The 24,964-nt window shown below is 33.5% G+C and carries 37 protein-coding genes; 7 read left to right on the top strand and 30 right to left on the bottom strand.

Going from position 1 to position 24,964, the window contains the following annotated elements; translation table 11 throughout:
• Window positions 1-137: 137 nt before the first annotated feature.
• The 18 genes from JMUB898_RS08745 to JMUB898_RS08820 form a co-directional block, all read right to left on the bottom strand.
• Window positions 138-503 (bottom strand): SA1788 family PVL leukocidin-associated protein, encoded by a 366-nt coding sequence (locus JMUB898_RS08745; RefSeq protein WP_049388114.1) that lies wholly within the window; start codon window positions 501-503, stop codon window positions 138-140.
• On the bottom strand, window positions 504-698 hold the full coding sequence (locus JMUB898_RS08750; RefSeq protein WP_002442308.1) for a hypothetical protein: 195 nt from the start codon (window positions 696-698) through the stop codon (window positions 504-506).
• Window positions 691-1,098 (bottom strand): DUF1064 domain-containing protein, encoded by a 408-nt coding sequence (locus JMUB898_RS08755; protein ID WP_002442307.1) that lies wholly within the window; start codon window positions 1,096-1,098, stop codon window positions 691-693. The genes JMUB898_RS08750 and JMUB898_RS08755 overlap by 8 nt, the downstream gene beginning before the upstream one ends.
• Before the next feature lie 8 nt (window positions 1,099-1,106).
• Window positions 1,107-1,352 carry a hypothetical protein gene (locus JMUB898_RS08760; RefSeq protein ID WP_002442305.1) on the bottom strand — a complete coding sequence of 82 codons (246 nt, stop codon included), beginning with the start codon at window positions 1,350-1,352 and terminating at the stop codon, window positions 1,107-1,109.
• A gap of 2 nt (window positions 1,353-1,354) precedes the next feature.
• Window positions 1,355-1,510 (bottom strand): hypothetical protein, encoded by a 156-nt coding sequence (locus tag JMUB898_RS12680; RefSeq protein ID WP_002442304.1) that lies wholly within the window; start codon window positions 1,508-1,510, stop codon window positions 1,355-1,357.
• On the bottom strand, window positions 1,504-2,274 hold the full coding sequence (locus JMUB898_RS08765) for an ATP-binding protein (protein WP_037541374.1): 771 nt from the start codon (window positions 2,272-2,274) through the stop codon (window positions 1,504-1,506). The genes JMUB898_RS12680 and JMUB898_RS08765 overlap by 7 nt, the downstream gene beginning before the upstream one ends.
• A 10-nt stretch (window positions 2,275-2,284) precedes the next feature.
• Entirely contained in the window at window positions 2,285-3,094 is an 810-nt protein-coding gene (locus tag JMUB898_RS08770; protein WP_126514793.1) for a conserved phage C-terminal domain-containing protein, read from the bottom strand.
• Window positions 3,081-3,842 carry an HNH endonuclease gene (locus JMUB898_RS08775; protein ID WP_002442301.1) on the bottom strand — a complete coding sequence of 254 codons (762 nt, stop codon included), beginning with the start codon at window positions 3,840-3,842 and terminating at the stop codon, window positions 3,081-3,083. Before JMUB898_RS08775 ends, JMUB898_RS08770 begins: the two co-directional genes overlap by 14 nt.
• Window positions 3,835-4,041 (bottom strand): helix-turn-helix domain-containing protein, encoded by a 207-nt coding sequence (locus JMUB898_RS08780; protein ID WP_037541373.1) that lies wholly within the window; start codon window positions 4,039-4,041, stop codon window positions 3,835-3,837. Before JMUB898_RS08780 ends, JMUB898_RS08775 begins: the two co-directional genes overlap by 8 nt.
• A 5-nt stretch (window positions 4,042-4,046) precedes the next feature.
• Window positions 4,047-4,277, bottom strand: a complete 231-nt coding sequence (locus JMUB898_RS08785) for a helix-turn-helix transcriptional regulator (protein WP_002442299.1) — start codon at window positions 4,275-4,277, stop codon at window positions 4,047-4,049.
• Window positions 4,274-4,942 carry a putative HNHc nuclease gene (locus JMUB898_RS08790; RefSeq protein WP_126501983.1) on the bottom strand — a complete coding sequence of 223 codons (669 nt, stop codon included), beginning with the start codon at window positions 4,940-4,942 and terminating at the stop codon, window positions 4,274-4,276. Before JMUB898_RS08790 ends, JMUB898_RS08785 begins: the two co-directional genes overlap by 4 nt.
• Window positions 4,943-5,491 (bottom strand): NUMOD4 domain-containing protein, encoded by a 549-nt coding sequence (locus JMUB898_RS08795; protein WP_002442297.1) that lies wholly within the window; start codon window positions 5,489-5,491, stop codon window positions 4,943-4,945. It lies immediately after the preceding gene.
• Between the two features lie 12 nt (window positions 5,492-5,503).
• Window positions 5,504-6,058 (bottom strand): single-stranded DNA-binding protein, encoded by a 555-nt coding sequence (locus JMUB898_RS08800; RefSeq protein WP_002442296.1) that lies wholly within the window; start codon window positions 6,056-6,058, stop codon window positions 5,504-5,506.
• A 26-nt stretch (window positions 6,059-6,084) separates the two neighbouring features.
• On the bottom strand, window positions 6,085-6,861 hold the full coding sequence (locus tag JMUB898_RS08805) for an ATP-binding protein (RefSeq protein ID WP_002442295.1): 777 nt from the start codon (window positions 6,859-6,861) through the stop codon (window positions 6,085-6,087).
• Window positions 6,862-7,347, bottom strand: coding sequence for a siphovirus Gp157 family protein (locus tag JMUB898_RS08810; RefSeq protein ID WP_002442294.1), 486 nt, complete (start codon window positions 7,345-7,347; stop codon window positions 6,862-6,864). It lies immediately after the preceding gene.
• On the bottom strand, window positions 7,313-7,594 hold the full coding sequence (locus JMUB898_RS08815; RefSeq protein ID WP_002442292.1) for a hypothetical protein: 282 nt from the start codon (window positions 7,592-7,594) through the stop codon (window positions 7,313-7,315). The genes JMUB898_RS08810 and JMUB898_RS08815 overlap by 35 nt, the downstream gene beginning before the upstream one ends.
• A 61-nt stretch (window positions 7,595-7,655) precedes the next feature.
• Entirely contained in the window at window positions 7,656-7,829 is a 174-nt protein-coding gene (locus JMUB898_RS12685; RefSeq protein WP_162837223.1) for a hypothetical protein, read from the bottom strand.
• 13 nt (window positions 7,830-7,842) lie between these two features.
• Window positions 7,843-8,052, bottom strand: coding sequence for a hypothetical protein (locus JMUB898_RS08820; protein WP_002442287.1), 210 nt, complete (start codon window positions 8,050-8,052; stop codon window positions 7,843-7,845).
• An 88-nt stretch (window positions 8,053-8,140) separates the two neighbouring features.
• On the opposite strand from JMUB898_RS08820, the gene JMUB898_RS08825 reads away from it, so the two are divergent.
• Window positions 8,141-8,617, top strand: a complete 477-nt coding sequence (locus JMUB898_RS08825) for a hypothetical protein (protein ID WP_002442285.1) — start codon at window positions 8,141-8,143, stop codon at window positions 8,615-8,617.
• Here the strand turns inward: JMUB898_RS08825 and JMUB898_RS08830 are convergent.
• From JMUB898_RS08830 to JMUB898_RS08840, 3 genes are read right to left on the bottom strand one after another with little or no spacing between them, the layout of a single operon-like run.
• On the bottom strand, window positions 8,580-8,813 hold the full coding sequence (locus JMUB898_RS08830; protein ID WP_002442282.1) for a hypothetical protein: 234 nt from the start codon (window positions 8,811-8,813) through the stop codon (window positions 8,580-8,582). The two genes, JMUB898_RS08825 and JMUB898_RS08830, sit on opposite strands and share 38 nt — an antisense overlap.
• A gap of 38 nt (window positions 8,814-8,851) precedes the next feature.
• Window positions 8,852-9,643 (bottom strand): phage antirepressor Ant, encoded by a 792-nt coding sequence (locus JMUB898_RS08835; RefSeq protein WP_002442280.1) that lies wholly within the window; start codon window positions 9,641-9,643, stop codon window positions 8,852-8,854.
• Window positions 9,643-9,837, bottom strand: coding sequence for a helix-turn-helix domain-containing protein (locus JMUB898_RS08840; RefSeq protein ID WP_009382133.1), 195 nt, complete (start codon window positions 9,835-9,837; stop codon window positions 9,643-9,645). Before JMUB898_RS08840 ends, JMUB898_RS08835 begins: the two co-directional genes overlap by 1 nt.
• 263 nt (window positions 9,838-10,100) lie before the next feature.
• Here JMUB898_RS08840 and JMUB898_RS08845 point away from each other — a divergent pair, with 263 nt between their 5' ends.
• The 6 genes from JMUB898_RS08845 (at window position 10,101) to JMUB898_RS08865 (ending at window position 14,153) form a co-directional block, all read left to right on the top strand.
• Entirely contained in the window at window positions 10,101-10,439 is a 339-nt protein-coding gene (locus JMUB898_RS08845) for a helix-turn-helix domain-containing protein (RefSeq protein WP_002442276.1), read from the top strand.
• 13 nt (window positions 10,440-10,452) lie between these two features.
• Window positions 10,453-11,124 carry an ImmA/IrrE family metallo-endopeptidase gene (locus JMUB898_RS08850; protein ID WP_037541370.1) on the top strand — a complete coding sequence of 224 codons (672 nt, stop codon included), beginning with the start codon at window positions 10,453-10,455 and terminating at the stop codon, window positions 11,122-11,124.
• Between the two features lie 26 nt (window positions 11,125-11,150).
• Window positions 11,151-11,726, top strand: coding sequence for a hypothetical protein (locus tag JMUB898_RS08855; RefSeq protein WP_002442272.1), 576 nt, complete (start codon window positions 11,151-11,153; stop codon window positions 11,724-11,726).
• Between the two features lie 233 nt (window positions 11,727-11,959).
• On the top strand, window positions 11,960-12,391 hold the full coding sequence (locus JMUB898_RS12835) for an Abi family protein (protein WP_269471251.1): 432 nt from the start codon (window positions 11,960-11,962) through the stop codon (window positions 12,389-12,391).
• Window positions 12,321-13,043, top strand: coding sequence for an Abi family protein (locus tag JMUB898_RS08860; protein WP_269471252.1), 723 nt, complete (start codon window positions 12,321-12,323; stop codon window positions 13,041-13,043). Before JMUB898_RS12835 ends, JMUB898_RS08860 begins: the two co-directional genes overlap by 71 nt.
• A gap of 63 nt (window positions 13,044-13,106) precedes the next feature.
• Window positions 13,107-14,153, top strand: coding sequence for a tyrosine-type recombinase/integrase (locus JMUB898_RS08865; RefSeq protein ID WP_002442268.1), 1,047 nt, complete (start codon window positions 13,107-13,109; stop codon window positions 14,151-14,153).
• Between the two features lie 258 nt (window positions 14,154-14,411).
• Here the strand turns inward: JMUB898_RS08865 and JMUB898_RS08870 are convergent, their stop codons facing one another.
• The 9 genes from JMUB898_RS08870 to JMUB898_RS08910 all read right to left on the bottom strand — a co-directional run bounded on the left by JMUB898_RS08870 (window position 14,412) and on the right by JMUB898_RS08910 (window position 24,964).
• Window positions 14,412-14,921, bottom strand: a complete 510-nt coding sequence (locus JMUB898_RS08870) for a YfcE family phosphodiesterase (protein WP_002442266.1) — start codon at window positions 14,919-14,921, stop codon at window positions 14,412-14,414.
• Entirely contained in the window at window positions 14,914-15,501 is a 588-nt protein-coding gene (locus JMUB898_RS08875; protein ID WP_037541367.1) for an XTP/dITP diphosphatase, read from the bottom strand. The genes JMUB898_RS08870 and JMUB898_RS08875 overlap by 8 nt, the downstream gene beginning before the upstream one ends.
• Before the next feature lie 21 nt (window positions 15,502-15,522).
• Window positions 15,523-16,323 carry a glutamate racemase gene (gene racE / locus JMUB898_RS08880; RefSeq protein WP_002442262.1) on the bottom strand — a complete coding sequence of 267 codons (801 nt, stop codon included), beginning with the start codon at window positions 16,321-16,323 and terminating at the stop codon, window positions 15,523-15,525.
• A gap of 222 nt (window positions 16,324-16,545) precedes the next feature.
• Window positions 16,546-17,382 (bottom strand): succinate dehydrogenase iron-sulfur subunit, encoded by an 837-nt coding sequence (gene sdhB, locus JMUB898_RS08885; RefSeq protein ID WP_002442260.1) that lies wholly within the window; start codon window positions 17,380-17,382, stop codon window positions 16,546-16,548.
• Complete coding sequence (sdhA, locus tag JMUB898_RS08890; RefSeq protein WP_002442258.1) at window positions 17,382-19,148, bottom strand: succinate dehydrogenase flavoprotein subunit; 1,767 nt, start codon at window positions 19,146-19,148, stop codon at window positions 17,382-17,384. The genes sdhB and sdhA overlap by 1 nt, the downstream gene beginning before the upstream one ends.
• A gap of 57 nt (window positions 19,149-19,205) precedes the next feature.
• A complete protein-coding gene (locus tag JMUB898_RS08895) occupies window positions 19,206-19,820 on the bottom strand; it encodes a succinate dehydrogenase cytochrome b558 subunit (protein ID WP_002442256.1) in 615 nt (204 codons plus the stop codon).
• Between the two features lie 392 nt (window positions 19,821-20,212).
• A complete protein-coding gene (uvrC, locus tag JMUB898_RS08900; RefSeq protein ID WP_002442255.1) occupies window positions 20,213-21,997 on the bottom strand; it encodes an excinuclease ABC subunit UvrC in 1,785 nt (594 codons plus the stop codon).
• 104 nt (window positions 21,998-22,101) lie between these two features.
• A complete protein-coding gene (gene trxA / locus JMUB898_RS08905; protein WP_002435174.1) occupies window positions 22,102-22,416 on the bottom strand; it encodes a thioredoxin in 315 nt (104 codons plus the stop codon).
• A gap of 199 nt (window positions 22,417-22,615) precedes the next feature.
• Window positions 22,616-24,964 (bottom strand): endonuclease MutS2, encoded by a 2,349-nt coding sequence (locus JMUB898_RS08910; protein ID WP_002442252.1) that lies wholly within the window; start codon window positions 24,962-24,964, stop codon window positions 22,616-22,618.

Consider the following 24,964-nt stretch of genomic DNA (forward strand, 5'->3'; position numbering starts at 1 on the left):
TTTTACATTTACGTATGTTTACCCTCAAAATTAAAATTAAGGCTCTCTACGGTCCCCCAGTGGCTATATGAAGTATATGGACTTTTAAACCAAATACTATCTCCTACTTTAAGGTCCTGAAATAATGTGTTTTCCAATTATCTAGCCACCTTTTTAGGGAAAATATCGTTTTCCATTAAATGACTGCACCACTTACCCCTACCGTGTTTCTGTGGCACTGTGAATAAATGAGGTTTCTTACGTCTAAGTTCTTCCATTCTTCGTCTTTGGATACGTTCTTTTAAACTTTCGGCTTCTTCCATTTCATTTAATCGTTCCATTCTTTTTAATTTATCCCATTCCTTGCGACGCATACCTGCTGGTGCTTCTATAGCTTCGTTGTAATCCCAACCTTTTTTAATTCTTTGTCTAACAACGTAAATATCGATAAAGTTTTCTTCCATTTTTTTTTCATCTTTTTCAGTCATCACAAAAGTTTGTTTGCCCACTCTAATATTTTTCATTTACTCCACCTCAACTAAATCTATAAACTCAAAGTTCTCATTCATCAATTCTTTTTCTGGGTTCTCCGCAATCACATCGAGTAATTTCTCTTTTTCATCTTCTACAGTAGTATGCTTATTAAGCCATACCGGAAACTTGCATTTGATTTTCACTGTAGCGTTTACCGTGACGGTTTCCTCTCTAGGTTCAGTCATTCTTCTCCCTCTTTCTCTTTCGTCTGACTTTTATTAATTCGTCATATTCGATCCATTCAAGACCTGTATATTTAGGTGCTTTACATATCCATGTGAGCTTGACGTCAGGATATTTATATCTGAACAACTTAGCTTTCAACTTTGCTGTATCTGTTGCCATTCCTTTAACATCTATCACTTCGACTAGCTCTCCATCTAGGTATAAGGCAAAGTCTGCGATGTATTCTGTCTTGCGTTGTTTACCAAACTTAGGAATTAACTCGTACCTTGGTTGTAGTTCTATTCGGTTGTAATACACACCATTCATCTTGTTTTCTAAGTGTTTATAATAGTCACATTCGACTGCGCTATCGAATACTATTCCGTTGTATTCTGTTTTCTTAGCGTTGTATTTACTCATATGCCACCTCAAAATAAATAGTCATCAATCGTGGTTTGTTGTTGTAACTCTTCCTTGCGATACAATTTATATTTACGTTTTAACTTGTTAAGCTCTTCTTTGGTTACATTGCCATTGAACACCTTTTGAAAGTGCATACCTGCATAGTTGCCGATATTGAACATATCTTCTGCTAAAGGTATGACACTGCACATTTTCCAACCGTCTATGGTATATAAGTAATATTTGTCTTTATATCCCTCACGTAGTCCCATCACTACACCTCCACAATCGGTTGTCTGTAAGCTTTTTCTTCTAATTTGCTATTAATTAAGTTGTTCAATTCCTCATCATCTTTCGCCCAATCAATCATCTTTTGAGCATACAGATCACTGCATTTCAATATCTCTATGATGTTTTCTTTCGTTACCATGCGTCACGCTCCCTAAAGTCATCGCCTAGCACTTTTACTGTTCTAGCGTTATGTTTCATTCTTGAATTGATACGCTGCCAATTCATATCTTGATTTAAGTGTTTATCACTAAAGTTAGTAGTAAAGATGTTATTTTTGCCTACTCTGTTATCTACTATGCTAAATAGCTTATTGAGTGTATGTTCTGTGTTTTCTACGCCTACATCATCAAGTACAAGCAAATCTATATTACTTAATAACTTAACGAGTTCGTCTGTCGTCTCAGTCGCATTTTTGTTGTAAGTCGCTTTAATACGTTCCATAAGCATTGGAATGTGCATAAACGCCACCGAATAACCTTCATTTTTTATTGCCTTTGCTATGGCATAGGCTAGATGGCTTTTTCCGGTACCATATGAGCCCTGTAATATTAATGACTTAGGTTTATCCACTGAGAACGTTTTGACGTACTCTATAGCCGTATTTTTAGCGTGTGTTTGTTGTTCGTTTTGTGGTTTGTAACTGTTAACCGTTGCTCCTTGTAATGAATGGTTAACAGTGGATTGATTAAAGATATTGTTAATATATTTTTGCTTACGTTTTTTCTCTGCCTCTTTACCAGCTTGTATCATTGTACAGTCACAACCATGTCTGAATTCATGTCCGTTGCTAAATTTGTAATAGTCGTAGGTGTTACCACATTTATTACATTTAAGATTACGCTGTTCTTCTACGATGTTTTGGCTAGGTTTGATATTTCTAGCTAGACTTTCCATAGATTGCATTTCATCACTCCTAATCCCAATAGCTAGGATCGTATTTCATTCTTTCTAGTTGATCCATTCCACTCGGTTGTAATTCTTGGTTAAGGTAACCCTCAAACTTAGTCCCGAATAACGTTTCAGGTCTTAGGTACTGATTCATTTTTTCGTCGTTTAACCATTGTGAAGTCATATTATCTATGACCTTCCTAAATTCGTTTTCTGTAAACCCTTCGTTCCACCGAGCTTCTATACATCTTTTAGTTTTACCAGTAGAATGTTTATAATGTTTTCCAGTTTTCAAATTGAGATAGTCTACTATATTTTCAAAAGGTATATATTCTTCTTTCCTTTCTTTTTTCTTTCCTTTTTCTTTTTCTTTTTCTTTTTCTTTTTCTTTTTCTTTTTCTTTATTCCATAGACTATCTATACTGTATGGATAGTCTATGTGAGAGGTATTTTTTTCTAAACTATTCACATAGTCTAAATATTGTTCAATAAAGCTAATTTCTTTTACATTGTCTAATTCTTGTTTGATACGGTTAACAACTTTTTCCGAATTATTCCAATTAAACTTAGCCCAATTTAATATAAAAAGTTCTTTTGTATTCTTTGAATATTTTATCTTTCCGTATTCTACGAATCTGTTTAATAGCTTTTCTACAGTTTCGCGATTATATCCAGTTTCTAACTCAATAACCCTATATGATAATTCGTATATTCCACATTGAGAAGTTTTGCTGTTAGTCATGATATACAAGTAAAAATACTTTTCTTCTGGGGTGAGGTCTAAAACAAAAGCGTCTTGCCAAAATTCTACATTAACAAATCTATGCTTCCCCATTTCTGATCACCTCATCAATCTGATATAACAATTCCTCCTCGAAAACTTTATAAGTTTTGGCTTGTTTAGCTACATCAATAGGAATATCAAAACTGTCAAAATTTTCACTCCACATTCTCATAATTTCTTTTAACTCAAAATCTCTATAAAAAATGTTTCTATTTTTAAAAATTCCTCTTATATAACTACTTTTTTTAATATATTCTGCTACCGGGTGTTTTTCGTAGTAAGCAATTCTTTCGATTTTATCGAATACAATATTACTATCAGATTCTTCATAAGCTGCAAAAGCTTTATCAGTAGCATAGACTAAATCTTTAAAATCATACTTCATTAACCAGCGTTTTAGTTTTTTCTTACCTACTTCCGTTATTCTTGTTGATAGAGTTTCTTCAATATATTCGGTTAACATATCTACTTTATGATTATCTAAATTAATCAATTCTTTCTTCCATTCCATCATTTGTTCTAGTTGTTTTTTACGTTCATTCAATAAAATCAATTCGTTATGTTGTTTTTCTAATTCAGATTTATCACTTAGTTTTTTGTTTCCTTTTCCGTTATTACACTCGAAACATGAAGTGATAAGGTTAGATATATCGTTTGAACCACCTTTAGAAACTGGTTCTATATGGTCTACGTTCAATACAACTTCAGGCGCTGATTTTCCACAATATTGACATGTGAAATTATCTCTTTTAAATACTTCAAATCTTGTTTTATTAGAAACATTTTTTCTCTTACTCATCTTTCTCACTCCCTAAAAGCTCAGAAACAGTTATGTTCATATCATCAGCTATTATTCTTAACCGTTTAACGTTGGGTTTAGTTAAGTCTTTTTCCCACTTTGATACTATTGATTTATGTGCGTTAAATCGTCGTCCAAACTCTTCCATTGTTTCTCCTAGATTCAAACGATGTTCTTTAATTCTTTGTCCTGAAGTCATTTCTATCACTCCCCGTACAATATCCATTCTGGTGTTGTTTTGAATTCTTCTGCCATTCTTCTCACAGTTTTCATTGGTGGTAATTGCCAACGATTCTCCCAACGGTTTACAGATAATTCACTAACTCCAACTCGCTTACCAAATCCTTTTTGTGTCAAATTGTTATTGTTTCTTAATTGACTTATCCTAAATGCGATTTGTATTCTGTCATCAATTGTTATCATTCTTGATTTCATTCTTTCACTCCTTTCAGCATGTTATTTAATTTATCGTCAACTTTAATCCAGCTATTTTCTAAGTGATATAATTTATCGAATGTTTCTACACCAATGTTGTGCTGTTGTGAATGATGTTCGCGACAAAGTGCCAAAACTTCATAACCGTAATGATCCATTGATTTGCGATTAGCACCACGACCTATTGCGTAGTGATGTGCAAGGTCAGCGTTTGATTTCCCGCATAGTACACAGTTTCGATTGACCGTTGCCCAGTACAACATAGCTTTATCTCCACTTAGCAATTTGCTCGTTTCTACTCTCATTGGTATTTGATGATGGAACATAAAAGCTATAATCAACTCTATTAATTCGCTCGCTATTCTCATTGAACAATTACTTAAACTTATTTCGTTATAACCATTCATTATTTCTAATTCTGATTGAAATCTTTTCCTTAACGAATCAACAGGCTCTCCCCAATGAAGTTCAATATCTCTACATAAAGCAAAAATCTTTTTACGTTGTTCTATTGATAATTTTTTGTTATCAGGTACTTCAACTTCTGCAATGAGCGAGTAACCATTTTCTAATAAGTCGATATGACTTTGTTCTAATTCAACACCAGTAGCAACGACGGAGTAAGTCCCGTCGTTATCTCTTTGGTATCTTGTAATTCGTTGCATTTAAATCAACTTCTCTACTTTGTATTTATTGCCATCTGTATCCGTTAACTTTGAACAGTTGTCTTTTAAACGGCCACTTACATAACCATGATTGCGACCTAAAAACTTACTAGCTCTACTCATGCTGATAAATTCGTATTCAATACCTAAGTGGTTCGTTAGTTTTACAGCCATATTGCTAGTATTAAGACCGTTTTCAAACGCGTGATTAGTATTTTCTTTATAAGTACACCATTCAAGATTTTTAACGTTATTATTTTTAGGGTTGCCGTCTATATGATTAATACATTCTTTTCCTACAACAGCTGGTATGAAAGCGAAAGCTACTAATCTATGAACTAGAAAATCTTTACATTTACCACTCTTCCAAAGCGTTACTCTTACATCTCTACCATTAGGCGTTTTATCTTTTAAATAACGTTGTTTCCAATGTCTAACACCGTGTTTTTCGGTATAAGTTGTTTTATATTTATGAGTTCTAATTCTTCCTTTATTGCTGACTTCGTAAATGCCTTCGTAACCAACAACATCTTTCCAAATTTCTTTCATACAAACACCTCATCAGAAAGGAAGATCTTCCGAACTAATATCAATCGGTCCATTAGCATTGCCAAATGGGTTTGATTGTTGGCTCATTGGTGTTTGTTGTCCACTAGCTTGTTGCTCGCGTTGTTTCATTTCATCTGTTTTAGGTTCAGGTTTATTTACAATTTCGTCACCCTTGTTCCAAGTTTTTACAAAAGATAATCTGACAAAATATCTGCCTTGTTCTTCGTTGAATTTATTTTTAAGTACGATTGTTCCCATTTTGTTAATTAATCTGTCTGTATCGAAAGTTAAATCAGGTAAGTTAAGTTGAATTCCTAATCTACTTAATAATTCAATATACTGTCTTTCTTGGAAATCTTGTTGGAATGGTGGTACGAATTGATTGTGTTTGTATTGCTTACCTTCATTGTTTTCAAATACGATTGTGAAATATCTTCCTTCTTTGTCGTTAAATTCAACATCTTTAACTTTTACTGTGAATTCTCCTGCTCCTAAGAAGTCTCCACCTTTCATAAAAGCTTCTTGATTAGTTTCTTTAGTGTATTGCGCTTGTCCTGTAATTTTCATAATTTTATACCGTCCTTTTAATTTTTTTAGTTTCCGTTTCTAATTGCTTCTACTACGTCTGTAATGCTAGGGTTTGCAAATTTCTTATTATTAATTGTTATGTTGCTTGCATGTCTAATTTTTGTTTCAAACAAGTTAGAGGGTTCAGCATTAAGCACATATTCATATGACTTTTGACCGTTTTCCTCATGTTCTTCGATAGTCATTCTTGCTAGAACATCTGATTGACTTACAACCGCTTTTCTTATTTGATCTTGTGCTTCAATCGTGATAGTGGGATTAATCGTGCTGCCTTCATCGTCTTTATCTTTGTTGATACCTTCATGACCACTTATCGCTAAATGAAATTGATATTGTTCTTGTAACTTAGAAACATATCTGTACATATGCACAATGCGTGTTGCACACTCTCCCCAATCATTAAATGTAGGTTTCTTAGTCTTACCGTTCATGATGTCATCTATAGTGATGTCACGAAGTTTTTGTATCGTTTCGATTACAATGACATCGATTTTCTTTCCGTTATCTCTAAGTTTTTCGATGATTTGAGGTAACATTTTTATTACATAAGCAAAGTGTTTGTAATTTTTTATCTGTACAACTGCACCGTCTTCAGTTACTGTTGTTCCATCTTCATTAATATCAAGCACAAGTGCGTTGTTATCTTTGGTTAAAAAGGTTGTTTTACCTGTACCGAATTTTCCGTAGATAGCGAACTTATAAAATTTGTTAGTATTTTGTTTGCTGATATCTTTAACCCCTAGTTGAGTTAGGATATCTTGTTCTTGTTTTTCTTCAGTCATCTATCTCACCCTCAAACTTCTACTTTGTTTTAGTTCTACTCCTTTGAGTTCCAAACCACCTTTAATAGCTTTTAACAATTCTTTTTTATCTAGCTTAGGTTTTTGTTCAACGTAATATTGTTTAGGTATTAAACTTTCATCTGTGACATCTAAGCTAGGTGGATTGTTAGCGATGCTATAACTATTCAATGCTGTCTTGAATTTCTCTTTGCCTGTTTCTTCCATGACTTGTTGTAGTGTTTCTTTTAAACGTTTGATACCATTTTCATTAGATGTTTTACGTTGTTTTAAACGCTTGATTTCTTCATCTATTGCAATATTGTCAGTTTCTAATGATTTGATTACCGCAACATAACCGTCTGCTTTATCCTCTAAGGCGTCGTTGATACTATCTAAAGTATCTTTTAAAATTTGTTCATCTTCTTGTTCTGCAATAAGTTCATAAATTTGTTTATAGTTGTCTTTTAAGATGAATAAACTGCTCATTATTTAAAACACCCTCTCTTAAAATGCTGATTGATTCTTCCATAGTTTTAATCGTTTTATCTAAACGAATACATGATTGTATTTGTTCTGTATAATCTTTTCTTAACTCTGCGTATCTATCGCACATATCCTCGTACTGTCTATTTAAGAAATCATAATCGCTACGTAAAAAATCTAATTGAACAGATTTGGCAATAAGTTGAGAATATTTTTCTTTAGGCAATCTAATTGTGATAAACTCTTGCATTTCTTCTCCTCCAAAGGTATATTTGAATTGTGTATTTTATTATTGATTCGATTTTTGACTGTTAGACGTTGGTGCGTCTTTCAGTCTTTTTTATTTTTAACCACTCATTCCAAAAGAATGTACTTGCGATAAAAACTAAGATTGCAACGCCTATGATTGATGTGAAACCACCTCCTACAAGTAATGTGACGATCATCGCGAGTATCATAGTCATATAGCTCAATAGGTATTTCATTTAAAGTTCTCCTTTACAATGCCGTTTCCGATATCAATATATTTTGTTTAATAAACTCGATTCCTGTTTTAATTTCGATGTAACGTTTGTGATTCTTTCCGAATCGATACATACAAGATTGTTGAAACTCTCTGTTTGAATAAACGTGTTTTTCTAAGTCGTTCTTAGAAATTCCGCTCACTTTTACAAATTCGTTTGCATCTGCAAAGCCAATGTATTCCATCGCTATCACTCCTTGATTTGTTTGTTTGATTGTGGGTTAATATATAAATTTATCTTTCTGCTATACTCCTTATGAGGAGGTGATAAGTATGGATATTAAAGAATTAAAGAATATTGACGTTTTGTTAAAAATGATTAATAGTGATTTACAGACAAAGCACTCTTATAAGATTGTTTGTAGATATAAAGAATCGTTAGTAACTATAGACTTTGTCCTACCTTTTCAGTGGAACGATGAATTTTATTGTTACGAACCTAAAACTATAAACTCTCGTCAAGATGATAAAGAAAGAGTGTATATAGAATTAAATTCTCAATACCAAGCAACGAAAGATATTTCAAAATTTAAATTTAAACAATTGCTCGATCATTATAAAAACCAACAAACTAATCATTTAATGCTTTATCTATTAGAAAACTATGATTTTTACAATTTTGATATGAATTTCTCTGATTATGCATATAACATCCAATCTTTAGATGGAAAATGGAAACTACCAATTATAAAACTCGACAACAATTTAGAGTTCATATCTTTACATTTGATAGAACATGAACAAAATTAGACTCAAATTCCAACTTTGCATGAACAAGATTAAGGACCGCATATGCTTCCTCATATGTTGGTTCTTTTTTCTTTATAGATTGAAGAATTTCATTAGCAAGCTCCTGATGTTCTTGTGGGTAAAATTCTTCGAATGCTTGTTCTTTCAATTTGTAAACATTAAAAACCTGACTTCTACTCATCTTTTTTTCTTCCATCATTCCACCTCCTTTAAGTTGTTTGTTCGATTGTGGGGTTAAATTTCAATTGCCGATGGTCTAACATCTTTGATAAATTGAATTGCTAGATCTACGTCTTTACGTTTGATGTGGTTGTTAGGTGCGTTACCTTTCATGCCTAAATGTTTCTTAGATTTAACTAGCAATTTTGATTTAACTTTTCCTAGTTGGTGTCTGTACTCTTCTTTCGCTTTTTTGTTTGCTAGGGCTTGTTCGTACACATCTCCGATTAAGAACTCATCGAGTGTCACTTGAATACCAGCTTTACCTAGAATTTGTTCAGCTTTAGACTTGATAGCAAACTTAATAGCATCTATATCTTGTGGAGTTACATATTCTCCCTCGAATTTATTGTTTAATTCTTCTAATTTCTGATTGCTCACTTGACCTGTTGAGATTAAGTAGTCGAGTTTGTCACTCACTAACTGTTCAATGAGTTGGTTCATATCATCTAATGAAGTAATTCCATATGCACTTGCTAATTCGTTATGTTGTCTTTCTACTTTGATGAAGTAACCTCTGATTTTTCTTCCTATTTCGCTACGTTGTATCATTGAAATTTCTTTTGCCATGTCGAGTGTCATGATGTGATCGAGTTGTTCATAAGTACGTAGTCTTTTTTGACTTTGTACTTTTACACTTTGAATGATATAGTCGATATTTTCTTCAAAACCGTATGCAATCATTCGTTCCATCCATTTATCATATTGAGTTCCGATTTCTAATCCTTTGTGCAATTCACGACCACTTACTGCAACTGTTCCATCTTCATTACGTTTTAAATTGAATAGCTGTTGAATTTCATTCATTAACTTTTCACCTCTTCTTTGATTTCTAAGATTTTCGCAATTCGTTTCTTTTGTTCAAATGCATCTCTACGTCCACGTAAGATATCTGATAAGTAAGCACTTGAAATACCTAACATATCTGCTAGTTGCTTATTCGTGATGTTACGTTTAAGTAATTCCATTCTTACTTTCATGCCGAATTCTGTTGTTGCCATGATTACACCTCCATTAACTTTTTTACTAAGCATATAAATTATCCATTGAATTAAAATAACTTTTGTGCTAATATTTAAGCATAGCTTAATAAACCTATAACAACGCAATTAAGCACTGTTAAATCAGTTGCTGTCACTCGTTCCCCAACGAATATTTGTTATTTGTTTAATGGCTAAATTTAAAGCTTAAATACAGTATAATAACTTATATGCTATTTGTCAAACTAAAATAACAAATAAGTTAACTGTGATAGGAGAATTTTATGAATTTAGTACAAAGAATACGCAACTTATGTAACTCACAAAGCTTGACTTTTGCTGAATTAGAGAGGATTTTAGGTTTTTCTAACGGACAAATAAGAAGATGGGAAAAAACTAAACCAGGAATTGATAAAATTCAAAAAGTAGCCGACTACTTCGACGTATCTGTTGACTACTTATTAGGAAGAGAAAAAGATGAATACGCTGGCGAGCAAGAAGATGAAGAAATTCGTATTATGCATCGTGGCGTAAAAAACATGACTAAAGAAGATAGAGAAAAAGCATTAAAAATGTTTGAAACTTTCTTCGATAATTGGGACGAATACACTAAAGACAAATAAAGGGGATTTTATTTTGCATTTTGTATATCAAAATTCATTTTTAAAAGCAGCACGAGCTGTAAGTGCATTAATTGAAACTAATTATATAGATAGATTCCCTTTACCTATTAAAGAAATAATAGAGAATGATAGTAATGTGGAATTATTTACGTTTGAAGATTTTTGTAATATGACTGGATACACTTTAAATGAATTACAAACATATGGTGGTTCTGATGAGGCTTTTCATATTAAAAAAGGAAACAAGTTTGCCATTATTTACAATGATGATGTATATCACAGAAGATTACGTTTTACATTAGCCCACGAATATGGTCACTATATTATGGAACATGATGGAATGAGTTATAAAAACACTCCAATTTTCCAAGATGCACAACGAACTAATATAGAAGAATATGAAGCCAACTCGTTTGCTTCATGTCTACTATTTCCTCTTAATGTACGGTATAAATATCGTAATGTATTAAATGAATATGATGTGGCAGACCTATTCGAAATTAGTTATCAAGCAGCGAAAGTAGCATTAGATATCTTTGATGAACACATGGACAGTGGATTAGAAGATCATATTTCAATGTTTGAACATAGGCACATGGAAACTTATATGTCATTTCTTGAAGAAATGTTAGGAGAACAGTTGGCAGAATATAATCACATAATGAGAACAGAATATGGTTATTAAATAATATTAATTAAAGGAGTTTAAAAATGAAATTTAAATTATTAGGAACGGCAATATTATCATCAGCATTATTATTAACTGCATGTGGTCAAGATGGGGATAAGTCGAATAAAGATGATAATAAGAAGTCTGAAAGTAAGTCAGCTAAAAAGTCTAATGATCCAAAGAAAAATAAAGATAAAAAATCAGAAGACAATAAAAAGAAAGATAGTAACAAAGATAAAGGTCAACCAAGTGAAGACACACAACAAAATGAACAGTCTAATGAGCAACAAACTCAACAAAATAATACACAGAACAATTCAAATCAAATTAACCAACAACAAAACAATCAACAGGCACAACAATCTAATAGTAAAGAGCCTACAAAAGAAGAAATCGCAGAATGGGATAGACAAAACGTCAAGGGTGGTACCGATTACGGTTTAATAGACCCTAAAGAAGCTAATGAGTCTTCACAATCTCAAAATGAAGAACCTGATGAATGGGTTAAAGGTCAAGAAGAGTGGGCTAACGCTAACCAATCACAAAAAGAAGAAATACGTAAGCAAGACGCAGAAAAATATGGTTATGAATATGACCCTAAAAATTACGAGGAATAACAATCCACCCTTTTTTCATTACGGCAACTGCTCTATTACATTTGAACCGTTGAGGGTATATGGATATAAAAATATAGAACAAAGGAGGTTGAGGGATGGAGGAAGCTTGTTAGTTTCAAGAGCTATCTTTAATATTGACTAATAAAGAAAAAACATCTATAATGCAAGTATGAAATGGTCATTCTTGAAATGACTCGGAAAAGCCTTCATGCTATGCATGAGGGCTTTTTTCGTTGAAAGGATTATCTATGAGAGACATTGAATCAATAAAAACATTACTAGAAACTTCAATTTATAATAAACCACATTTAAGTTGTGAAGAACAATTAGTTTTATTGGAACATCGTGGAGTGAAAATAGAAAATAAAAAATTTGCTTTGGAACAATTAGAAACAATATCATACTACTCGTTAATAAACGCATATTCTCCTCTTTTCAAACAAGAAAATGGACAATACGAAGGAAATGTTACATTTAACGATTTTTATATGTGCTATAAATATGACACTCGTTTAAAGAATATAATTTTTAAGTATATAATACTAATAGAACAAACTTTAAAAACCAATTTATCTGCCACTGTTGCTAAAAATTATGGTGTTCAAGAACCCACTATTAAAAGAACGTTTACAAACAAAAAAAGGGAAGCAAATTACAGGATATGATATAAGAAATTCATATTTAGATGCTAAAAACTATGATAGAAACAACAGTTATAGATCTGGTCATTTACGCCACCTATCTAAATATAGAGATTATTTAAAAAACGATTCCATTAAGCACTATAGAAACAAACACAATCATATCCCTCCATGGATATTAATAATCCCCCTTAATTTTGGAGAAACGATTAAATGGTTTTCGATTTTAAAGCCTAAAGACAAGCAATCGGTCGCTTCAAAAGTATGTGGTTTGAAAACTGATAATTCATTAAAAGACGTTGCTATGCCAATATTAGAAATCCTTAGACAATATAGAAATGTCATTGCACATGGACAAAGGTTTTATTCGTTTAAATCCAATGAAGATACTGCTCATTTATCATTATCTTTTGTAAATTCGTTGCTTGAGTATGATTTTATAGATAAAACAAAATATAAAAAAGGGATTGGAAAAAACGACCTGTATTCATTAATTATTTCTATTATGATTTTTACCAAACCATCTGGAATTCGAAAAAAATTCATTGAAGAGTTAAACGTTTTATATAAAGAAATTGAAAAGTATTGTAAGTATAATTTGTTCGAAGTAATAGGTGTAACTCAATACGATTTAGAGAAATTATACACTCTAAATAGATTGCTTAAAGCGTTATAATATTTCAGGGTAGTTCACCTACCCTTATTATTTTTTTATCTTTTTAGGGGAGGAATAGACAAAATGGCAACATTCACAGTTAATAAACGTAAAAATAAAACAAGTTCATCGTGGCAGTACGACGTTAAACACCCTAGTTTAAAATCGGGGAAGAAACGTAAGTCTGGATTCAAAACTAAAGCAGAAGCCACTAATGCAGCGCAACAATTAATTAGAGATTTAGAAGATGGAAAGAAAGTAAATAACAATAAAAAATTCAAAACTTATTATTTAGAATGGCTTGTAGCTAACGGTAAAGATAAATTATCTATCAAACAACAATACTGGTACGAACATTCACTTGACTTATTTCTCGATCACTTCGGCGAAGATATCATGATCAAACACATTACTCGTAATGAATATCAAAAATTTCTTACTAACTTTGCCAATGGTAGAACGTCAGAAACGGTTAGAAAAGTTAATTTATTCTTATCTAATTGTTTAAAAGACGCCGTATATGACGGTTATTTGACTAAAGACCCCACTTACAACGTTAAAGCAAAAGGTACAAAAAGCGCTAAAAAAGAAGATGTTAAATTTTTAACAATTGAACAATATGAGGGGTTGAGAGAATATTTCAAACTAAAAAGTGATAAGAGTAGCATTATGCTGTTTATTCTTCTGATTACAGGCGGACGCTTTTCAGAAGTTAATAGAATGACTTATGACGATCTAATCTATCAAGATAACGCTATTCATTTACCAGGAACAAAAACAGTCACATCAGATAGAATTGTTGAAGTGTCGAAAAGTGATTTGCTTTATATTAAATCCGCTTTGCTACATCACCCAAGACGTAGAGATAATATTATTTTTAATCTATCGCACAACGCAATTTCAAAAGTGTTTAGAAAAGCCAAAGGCAAATTTGAAATAGATAATGAAGTAACCCCTTATTCTTTAAGACATACACACGCTAGCTATCTATTAAGTAAAGGTATACCAATTGAATATATAAGTAAGAGATTAGGACACTCTAACATTGGAATTACTCTCGATGTATACACACATTTACTCGACGAACATAAAAAAGAACAAGGTGCACGTGTCAGAGAATTATTTTCTTGACACATATTTGACACGTGACGTGTTAAACCATTGTTATATCAAAGTTGTTATATGGACTCCCAGGACGCTAATTGATTTCATAACAGTTTACGAAGTCCGCCATCGCGGGCTTCTTTTTTATGTCTTATTTTTTATAAAAGTGTTTATTTAACTTTAACTTTTATCCCTAACTGTCGTTTAAAGTTGCAAAAGTGTATGCCTAATAAAAAAGTTACCTACTCCTTTTTGGATTAGGCAACTTCTACCATGCTTAACTGTTTAAATAACTATCTTAACTGTATCGATAACTTTATTTTCTCTATTTCTAAAGTTTAGTTTTGCTTGCTTATTCGTATCATCAATAAGCAGTTCGGCAAATGTCTCTTCTATATTACTTCGTGATTGTGAAATACTACCTGGATTAATGACGTGAATTCCACCAATATTTTCATATTTAGCTATATGAGTATGTCCATAAAATGCAAATTGACAAGCGAGAGATTTAGCCTTTTCAGCAAGTTTCATGCGTGTGCGATTAACATCATAAAAATGACCATGTGTATAAAAAGCTTTAATACCGCTATTTTCAATTATTTCTTCCTCAGGAAACTCAGGATAAAAATCACAATTGCCTTTTACTCTATGATATAAACTTAATTCCGTATCATCATATTGAAATTGAGAATCTCCTAGATGAAGAAATACATCTGCGTCTTTGTGCGCTTCAAACACTTCATATAGAATCCCTGCTTCATTATGATTATCACTCACTATAATCCATTTAGACATGGTTCTCACCTTCTAAGTATGCATTCAACTTTTGAATCGCATTACTTCTGTGACTTATTTTACTTTTTTCTTCATTAGATATTTCTGCCATAGTACGATCTTTATCAGGTACAAAGAAAACGGGATCATACCCGAAGCCATTCTCTCCTCTTCTTTCGCGAGTTATTTCACCAGAAACTGTTCCTTTAAACGTTTTGGTTTCTTCATCTGGGGCACTCATGCTAATAACACAAACAAATTGCGCACGACGGTCGGACTCATTTTCCAAATTAGATAATAACTTATCAATATTGGCATCGTCGCTCTTATCTAAACCTGCATAACGTGCGGAATATACGCCAGGCTCCCCATCAAGTGCGAAGACTTCAAGACCACTATCATCAGCAATCACTCGTTTATTAAGTGCTTTAGCCGCTGCTTCTGATTTTAATATTGCATTCTCTTCAAACGTCGTACCAGTTTCTTCCACATCGAAGTCTTGAATCAGTTCAGAAATACCAATCACGTGATCATCTTTAAATATAGCTTTAAAGTCATTAATTTTACCTTGGTTATTTGTAGCAATGACAATATCTTCCATAGTCATCGGTTCCCCCATTATCTAGTTATCTAAAGTAATTCGTTCAACATGTACATTCATCTTTAGCCATTCAGCAATAATGTTCTCGATATGTGTCGTATCTCCAGTAGCGAAGAAACGGTGTTTTGGATGTTCAGTATAACTTGCATGTTCGTTACTGAATGTTAATAATGCGCTCACTTCACGTGCCGTTTCTAGTCCAGAAGAAATAACAGTTTTTGTACCGTCAAAGTAATCATAAATTGGTTTATAAAGTAATGGATAATGCGTACAACCTAATATGACTGTATCTGCATCACTATTTCTCCATTGTTTCAATGTTTGGTGAATGACAATACTTGTAATCGTTGGGTCGTTGTATCTCATTTGTTCAACTAATGGAACGAAGCCTGGACAAGCAACACCGTATACATTCACATTGGGATTAATCTTTTTAATATGTGTACGATATGCTTCAGATTTAATTGTACCTTCCGTACCTAATACTAATACATTTTGATTTTTGGTCGTCATAATGGCTGTTCTTGCACCAGGTTCAATAACGCCAATAACAGGGATAGGCAGTAATTTTTGTAAATGTTCCAATGCGACGGCAGTTGCAGTATTGCATGCAATCACTAACATTTTGATATTAAACTCCATTAATTTTTGAGCTATTTCAGTAGTAAACTGTTTCACTTCTTCACCGGGTCTAGGACCATATGGACATCGGCCGATATCACCAAGATAATAAATCGTTTCGTTAGGTAATTGTCTCATTATCTCTTTAGCTACCGTTAAGCCTCCTACACCGGAGTCAATAACACCTATAGGTTTATTCATATGTCTTCATCCTTATTTTTTCAGTTAACTTTCATTTTATCACAATGGACTTTCGCTGTTGATTATTACGATTTTTGCTTCAACATTTATTTTTTAAAATAACCGCAATATCGATGAATGTTATTTTTAATCATTCAATCTTTCAAGCCTTTATTTTCAAAATTAAATAAAAATACAAAAAACGACTAAGACTTGATAGCCTTAGCCGTTACATTATATATATTAATCTACTTTGTGATCAGAACCGAAGAATGATTTAAACATATGGAATGAAGTTTCTCGGTTTAATGCTGCAATTGAAGTTGTTAAAGGAATACCTTTAGGACAAGCATTCACACAGTTTTGAGAGTTACCACATTCTTGTAAACCACCTGTGCTCATTAATGCATCTAAACGTTCATCCTTAGTCATTGAACCAGTTGGATGTAAGTCGAATAGACGTACTTGTGAAATCGCTTGAGCACCTACGAATTTATTATTAGGTGTTACGTTTGGACATACTTCCAAGCAAACACCACAAGTCATACATTTAGATAATTCATATGCTGTTTGACGTTTTTTCTCTGGCATACGTGGTCCTGGTCCTAAATCATAAGTACCATCGATTGGGATCCAAGCTTTCATACGTTTTAAGTTGTCAAACATTCTTGAACGGTCTACTTGTAAGTCACGAATCACTGGGAATGTGCTCATTGGTTCTAAACGAATAGGTTGTTCTAATTGATCAACGATGGCAGAACATGATTGTCTCGCACGACCATTGATTACCATTGAACAAGCACCACATACTTCTTCAAGACAGTTCATATCCCAAGTTACTGGTGTTGTTTTTTCACCTTTTGCATTCACTGGGTTACGTCTGATTTCCATTAAACAAGCGATAACATTTAAATTTTCTTTATATGGAATTTCAAATGTTTCTTCGTATGGTTTAGATTCATTATTGTCTTGACGTTTAATAATTAATTTAACCGTTTTTTGTTTAGGTTGTTGATTCTTTTCTTCTGTTTGTTGATTACCTTGAGTGTCTGGAGTATTTTTTACTGATTGTTCAGCCATTATTTTTTACCTCCTTTAGACTTACTAGTGTAATCACGTTTACGTGGTGGGATTAAACTTACATCTACTGGCTCGTAAGTAAATTCTGGTTTTTCAGTTCTACCTTTGTAATGAGCCATTGTAGTTTTTAACCATTCATCATCGTTACGATCTGGGAATTCTGGTTTGTAGTGAGCACCACGAGATTCATTACGGTTGTAAGCCCCAATAGTAATAACACGTGCTAATACTAGCATATTCCATAATTGACGCGTGAAGAATACTGCTTGGTTACTCCAAGTTTGTGTATCTTCCATATCGATATCTTCATAGCGTTTCATTAATTCTTGAATTTTCTGATCTGTTTCTAATAATTTATCATTTTCACGTACTACTGTTACGTTGGCTGTCATAATTTCACCTAGTTCACGGTGAAGTTTATACGCATTTTCAGTACCACGCATATTTAACAATTTATCGAATCGTTCTTGTTCTTCTTTTACGCGTTTTTCGTAGATACTTTCATCTAATTCAGTATAAGATGTCTCAATATCTTGAACATATTTGATCGCATTTGGTCCAGCTACAGTACCACCATAAATTGCTGATAGTAATGAGTTGGCACCTAAACGGTTACCACCATGTTGAGAGAAATCACATTCACCAGCTGCGAATAAACCTTTGATATTCGTCATTTGATCATAGTCAACATATAATCCGCCCATTGAGTAGTGAACCGCTGGGAAAATTTTCATTGGTACTTTACGTGGATCGTCACCAGTGAATTTTTCATAAATCTCAATGATACCACCTAATTTAACATCTAATTCATGTGGATCTTTGTGAGATAAATCAAGGTATACCATGTTCTCGCCATTGATACCTAATTTTTGGTTAATACATACATCAAAGATTTCACGTGTGGCAATATCACGAGGTACTAAGTTACCGTAATCTGGATATTTCTCTTCTAAGAAGTACCATGGTTTACCATCTTTATATGTCCAAATACGTCCACCTTCACCACGAGCTGATTCACTCATCAGACGTAATTTGTCATCACCAGGAATAGCTGTTGGGTGGATTTGGATAAACTCACCATTTGCATAAATTGCACCTTGTTGGTAAACAATTGATGCAGCTGAACCTGTATTAATCATTGAGTTCGTTGTTTTACCGAAGATGATACCAGGGCCACCTGTTGCCATGATAACGGCATCAGAACCAAATGATTTAATTTCTGATGTTGTCATATTTTGAGCAACGATACCTCTTGCAGCATCTTCATCATCTTTAACGATACCTAGGAATTCCCAGCCTTCGTATTTCGTTACTAATCCATCTACTTCAAAAGAACGAACTTGTTCGTCAAGTGCATATAATAATTGTTGCCCTGTCGTAGCACCTGCGAATGCTGTTCTGTGGTAAAGCGTACCACCGAAACGTCTAAAGTCTAATAAACCTTCGTTTGTTCTACTGAACATAACGCCCATTCTATCTAATAAATGGATAATTTTCGGTGCCGCTTCAGCCATCGCTTTTACTGGTGGTTGGTTAGCTAAGAAGTCTCCCCCATAAACAGTGTCATCGAAGTGAATCCACGGAGAATCTCCTTCACCTTTCGTATTAACCGCACCATTGATGCCCCCTTGGGCACAAACAGAGTGCGAACGTTTTACAGGCACTAATGAGAATAAATCTACATGCGCACCTTGCTCTGCCGCTTTAATTGTTGACATCAGACCGGCAAGCCCTCCACCGACAACAATAACTTTTTTCTCTGCCATAGAAATGTCACTCCCCTGATATTATAAATCTAAGACTTAAGTTGAAATGTTTCTCAATTACATAAACGCGATAATAGCTGATACACCGATATATGAAACCACTAAGAATACAATTAATGAAATCCAAGTGAATACACGTTGAGATTTCTTAGATTGTAAAAAGCCCCACGTCACACAGAATGACCATAAACCATTTGCGAAGTGGAATACCACAGCAATAATACAAATGATATAGAAAATTGCCCATAATGGATTTTTCAATGTTTCATGCATCATATTGTAATCTACTGCTTTACCGAAAAATGCTTTCTGTAAGCGTGTTTGCCATAAGTGCATTGCAATAAATACGAACGCTAAAATACCACTAACACGTTGGAAAAAGAACATCCAGTTTCTGAATAAAGAATAATGTCCGATGTTTTCCTTAGCAGTAAATGCAATATGTAGTCCAAATAAACCATGGTATAACAATGGAATGTAGATAAGTACAAATTCAACCACTAAAAGAAATGGTAATGATTCCATAAAACCAGATGCTTTATTGAAAGCTTCTGCGCCTTGTGTTGCTTGATGGTTTACCAATAGGTGAACAATTAAAAATGCACCGATTGGGATAATACCTAATAACGAATGAAGTCGTCTAAGGTAAAATTCGTTTTTTGATTGAGCCAAAAGGAGTCCCCCCTGTGAAACAAATAATTAAATTTGCTAATTCCCCCAAAATTGTATGCAATATGCCCCGAAATTCCATATAAAAGACTAGCATACATTTACTTCTTTATTTTGTACTTGCACGCCAAAACATCACAAAGAAAGTAAATGAGTTATGAATCCACACACAAGTATTGCTTAAAAAAGTAAAAGGCTAGTGATTTAATAGAATTCTTTAATAAAGATGTGACGACTCATGGCTGTTGTTATCAATACCTAATTGATAACACTTCTCATTTAGAAAACGCTTCCACACAACCTTAAAAAAATTAGCTTTTTGTTAACCATATTGTAACATTATTTCTAGTATTTTTGGGCATGAGAATAATTCTCACACCCATTTTTTTAAATTTTTACTTATTTTGTAGGGCTTGTTGTAGGTTTTTCGCAACTTTTTCTGGTAAACCAGATTTTTTTAAATCATCTAAGCTGGCTTCTTTCATCTTCTTAATAGAGCCAAATGTTCTTAAAAGTGTAGTTTTTCTCTTGGAGCCGATACCATCTACATCATCCAATACTGATTTGAGTCCAGTTTTTTGTCTAGTTTGTCTATGAAATGTAATTGCAAAACGGTGTACCTCATCTTGTATTCGATGAAGTAAATAAAACGCTTGGCTATTTTTCTTTAATGGAACAACTTCTGCACTTGCACCATAGAGTAATTCTGATGTTTGGTGTTTATCATTCTTTTGGAGACCAGCGACAGGAATATCTAATCCTAATTCATTTTCAAGGACATCCATTACCCCATTCATATGACCTTTACCACCATCAACAATAATTAAATCTGGTAATGGAAGACCTTCATTTAATACACGCGTGTATCGACGTCGAACAACTTCGCGCATTGACTTATAATCATCAGGGCCTTCTACTGTTTTAATCTTATATTTACGGTAGCCTTTCTTATCTGGTTTACCATCTACGAATGTAACCATCGCAGAAACTGGATCCACGCCTTGAATATTAGAATTATCAAAAGCTTCTATTCTAATAGGTGTTTGAATTCCCATACGTTCACCTAATTCTTCAATCGCTTTTACTGTACGAGATTCATCTCTCGCAATCAATTCAAATTTATTCTCTAATTGGACCTCGGCATTATGATTGGCTAAATCAATCATTTCTTTTTTGCTACCACGAGATGGTTGAACAATTTTGGTATCAACCACTGATTTAATAATATCTTTATCAAGATTTTTCGGTACATGAACTTCTTTCGGAAGGATATGTTGATTGAGACTATAAAATTGACCAATAAATGTATAGAACTCTTCTTCTTCCGTCTGCTGAATGGGTATCATCGTTGCATCGCGTTTAATCATATTTCCCTGTCTGATAAAGAATACTTGGACACACATCCAACCTTTGGACACGCTATAACCAAAGACATCTCTAATCGTATTATCCGTAGACATAATTTTTTGTTTCTTAGTTAAATTATGAATATGTTGAATCATATCACGATACTCTTTCGCTTGTTCGAAATCGAGAGATTCACTCGCTTTAGTCATTTTATCTTCGAGATTATTAATAATGGTTTTATCTTCACCATTTAGAAAGTCCGTAATTTCTTTAGTCATTTGAGCGTAGACATTTAAATCAACATCATACACACATGGACCCATACATTGCCCAATATGATAATATAGGCATAATTTATCCGGCATATTATCACATTTTCTAAATGGATAAATACGGTCTAGTAATTTTTTAGTCTCTTGTGCCGAATAAGCATTGGGATAAGGTCCAAAATATTTCCCTGTCCCTTTCTTTACCGTACGAGTCACTATAAGACGCGGATGCTTCTCTTTTGTAATCTTAATAAATGGATAACTTTTATCGTCTTTAAGTAATATATTGTATCGTGGCTGATACTGTTTAATTAAGTTTAGTTCCAATAACAACGACTCTGTTTCACTAGACGTGACGATAAACTCGAAATTTCTTATTTCACTTACGAGTCGGGTTGTTTTAGCATCGTGCGCACCAGTAAAGTAAGAACGTAGTCGGTTTCTTAACTTTTTCGCTTTCCCCACATAAATAACCTGAGCATTTCTATCCTTCATTAAATAGCAACCAGGTTCTAAAGGTACGACATTGAGTTTTTCTTTAATTTTCTTTTGATAATCCTCCAATGGCCTCCTCCTTTCTTCAATTTTTTGAAAATAAATGTTCCAATAACATAATAAAGCTGGAGCATTTACTTAATGAAATGCCCCAGTCTTCAGTCATCTATTTCTTATAGGTGTTTATCTAATACTTCTGCTAAGTTTTCTTTAGGTTGGAAACCTACAACTTTATCAACTGGTTGACCATCTTTAAATACGATTAAAGTTGGAATACTCATTACTTCGTATTTCGCAGCAGTTGATGGGTTTTCATCAACATCTAATTTTAAAATATCAGCTTTACCATCATAGTCCCCAGCTAATTCTTCTAAAACTGGAGCGATCATTTTACAAGGTCCACACCAAGTAGCCCAGAAATCTACTAATTTAACGCCAGATTCAATTTTTGTATCGAAATCAGAATCAGTTACTTTTACGATTGCCATAAATGCCAATCCTCCTTAATTTTTCAATGATGAGCAAATTATAACAGACTTTAAGCGTAACTGCATTGCTATTGCTCAATTAAAGTATTGTTATCGTTTTGCTCTATCATATCATTTTTAATTATCAATAATACTGCGTTCATTGTACGTTATTTTCTCAAAAAATCAAATGCAGTGCTCTCTCAAAATCAACAACACTTTATTTAAGTTCTGCTACAGTAACACCAAATCCACCTTCACTTGGCATACCACCTCTAAAGTTGCTTACACTTTTATGTTTTTTTAAGTGCTGTTGCACACCTTTTTGAAGTGCGCCGGTACCTTTACCATGTATTATATAGACTTGCTCGTAATTACTTAACACTGCTTGATCGAGGTATTGATCCAATTCCGTTAACGCTTCTTCATAACGATAACCTCTTAGATCAAGTTCAGTTTTGATCGTTTGTCTATTTTGGCGAGTGACCATTTTCGTCGGTTTTTCTTTTTTCTTCTTCGTTTTCTCTAAATCTTCAATAGGTAATTTCATTTTAATAATACCCATTTGTACTACTGCTTCATCTTCGCCTACGAGTTCTAGCACTTCCCCTTTTTGACCATAGGATAGTACTTTCACTTCATCACCAGCGTTGATCTTATCGTATTTCTTCTTCTGAACATTTTGTTTAATTGATTTTTCTTCATATTGTTCATCCAATTGCTTTTTCTTATCAATTAATTCATGTTCTTTAACCTCAACGCCTTTATTATCCCTTAAATCTCTTAATTCTTTAAGAATTGAGTCCGCTTCTTTAGTTGCTGATTTCACGCGTTGATTTGCTTTTTCCTTAGCTTCGTCCATTAATGATTTTTCGTAATTTTGGTATTGCTGATATTGTTTTGATAGTGCATCGTGCGTTTCTTGAGCTTCACGTACAAGTCGATCTAACTCAATTCTTTGTTCATCCACACGTTTAGAATTTCTCTCCAATGATTCAATCATTGAATTGATTTCTTGTTCATCTGTACCAATCATTGTCTTCGCTTTATTAATGATGTTGAGGCTGAGACCTAACTTTTTAGAAATATCGAATGCATTAGAACGTCCAGGTACACCCATCAATAGTTTATAGGTCGGACTTAACGTATCCACATCAAATTCAACACTCGCGTTCATCACACCTTCACGATTGTAACTATAAGCTTTCAATTCAGGATAATGTGTTGTCGCCATGACAAGTGATCCTAAGTTGCGAACGTAATCGAGTATACTCATTGCTAAGGCAGCACCTTCACTCGGATCTGTTCCAGCTCCTAATTCATCAAATAATATTAAGCTATTTTTATCTGCTTCATGTAAGATCTCGACTATATTTTTCATATGAGAAGAAAATGTTGATAGTGACTGTTCTATCGACTGTTCATCGCCAATATCGCAGTACACATTTTCGAAAACACTTAACTGACTGCCATCTAAAGTAGGTACTAATAACCCTGATTGCGCCATCACAATAATAAGCCCTAGCGTTTTGAGTGTAACTGTTTTACCACCTGTATTCGGTCCAGTAATAATGACCGTTTCCACATCATCAATAAATTCAATCGTGTTCGCAACGACTGTTTCCTTATTTAATAATGGATGAAACGCATTAGGTAAATAAACCGTTCGTTCCTTTTTAAAAGTAGGTTTCGTCCCCTTAATTGAACGTGCATAGCGCGCTTTAGCCGTTAAGAAATCGATTTGGCCCATCACTGATTCAGCAATGAGTAACGCATCAGCCTCTGCAGCTACTTGCCCAGTCAGTTCAGTAAGAATTCGTTCTCGTTCTACCGCCTCATCATTACGTAAACGGCTGATTTGATTATTCATTTCAACTACAGAACTCGGTTCGATGTAAAGTGTCTGTCCAGAAGCTGATTGATCATGAACAATACCATTGAAATCTTGACGATATTCCGCTTTGACAGGAATCACATTGCGATCATTTCTAACTGTTACAATCGCATCAGATAATTTCTTTTGATTACTTTGACTTTTAACAATACGGTCTAAATTTTGACGAATGCGTTGATTTGTACTAGAAATTTTACTTCTAATTCCCTGTAATGCATAACTTGCATGATCAAATAAATCATATGTGTCACATTTATCTTTAATTTCTTGGAATAAATCACTCAATACAGGTAGCTGATTCATTTTTTCGTCTAAAATAGGATACTTTACTTCTTCATCTTCTTCTAAAAGTTGGTTATAGAATGTCTTGAATTGATTTTGTACTTGAATCAATCGTTTAATCACATTGAGTTCTGTGACATTCAGTACGCCACCAATATTCGCTCTATGAATGAGTGGTGAGACCTTTGCTAGGCCACTCAAACTTGGTAAACGATGTTTATTGTAGATTTGAGAAATTTCATCGGTTTCATTAATTTGAAATTCTACCGTATCAAAATCTGTCGCCGGAGCCATTTGCTCTACCTTTTCACGACCTAAATCACTTATCGTTTCTTCAGCGACGAATGATTTAATTTTATCGAATTCCAAGACATCTAATGTTTTCTGTCTCAT

It is taken from the genome of Staphylococcus caprae, assembly GCF_003966625.1.
Classification (GTDB): domain Bacteria; phylum Bacillota; class Bacilli; order Staphylococcales; family Staphylococcaceae; genus Staphylococcus; species Staphylococcus caprae.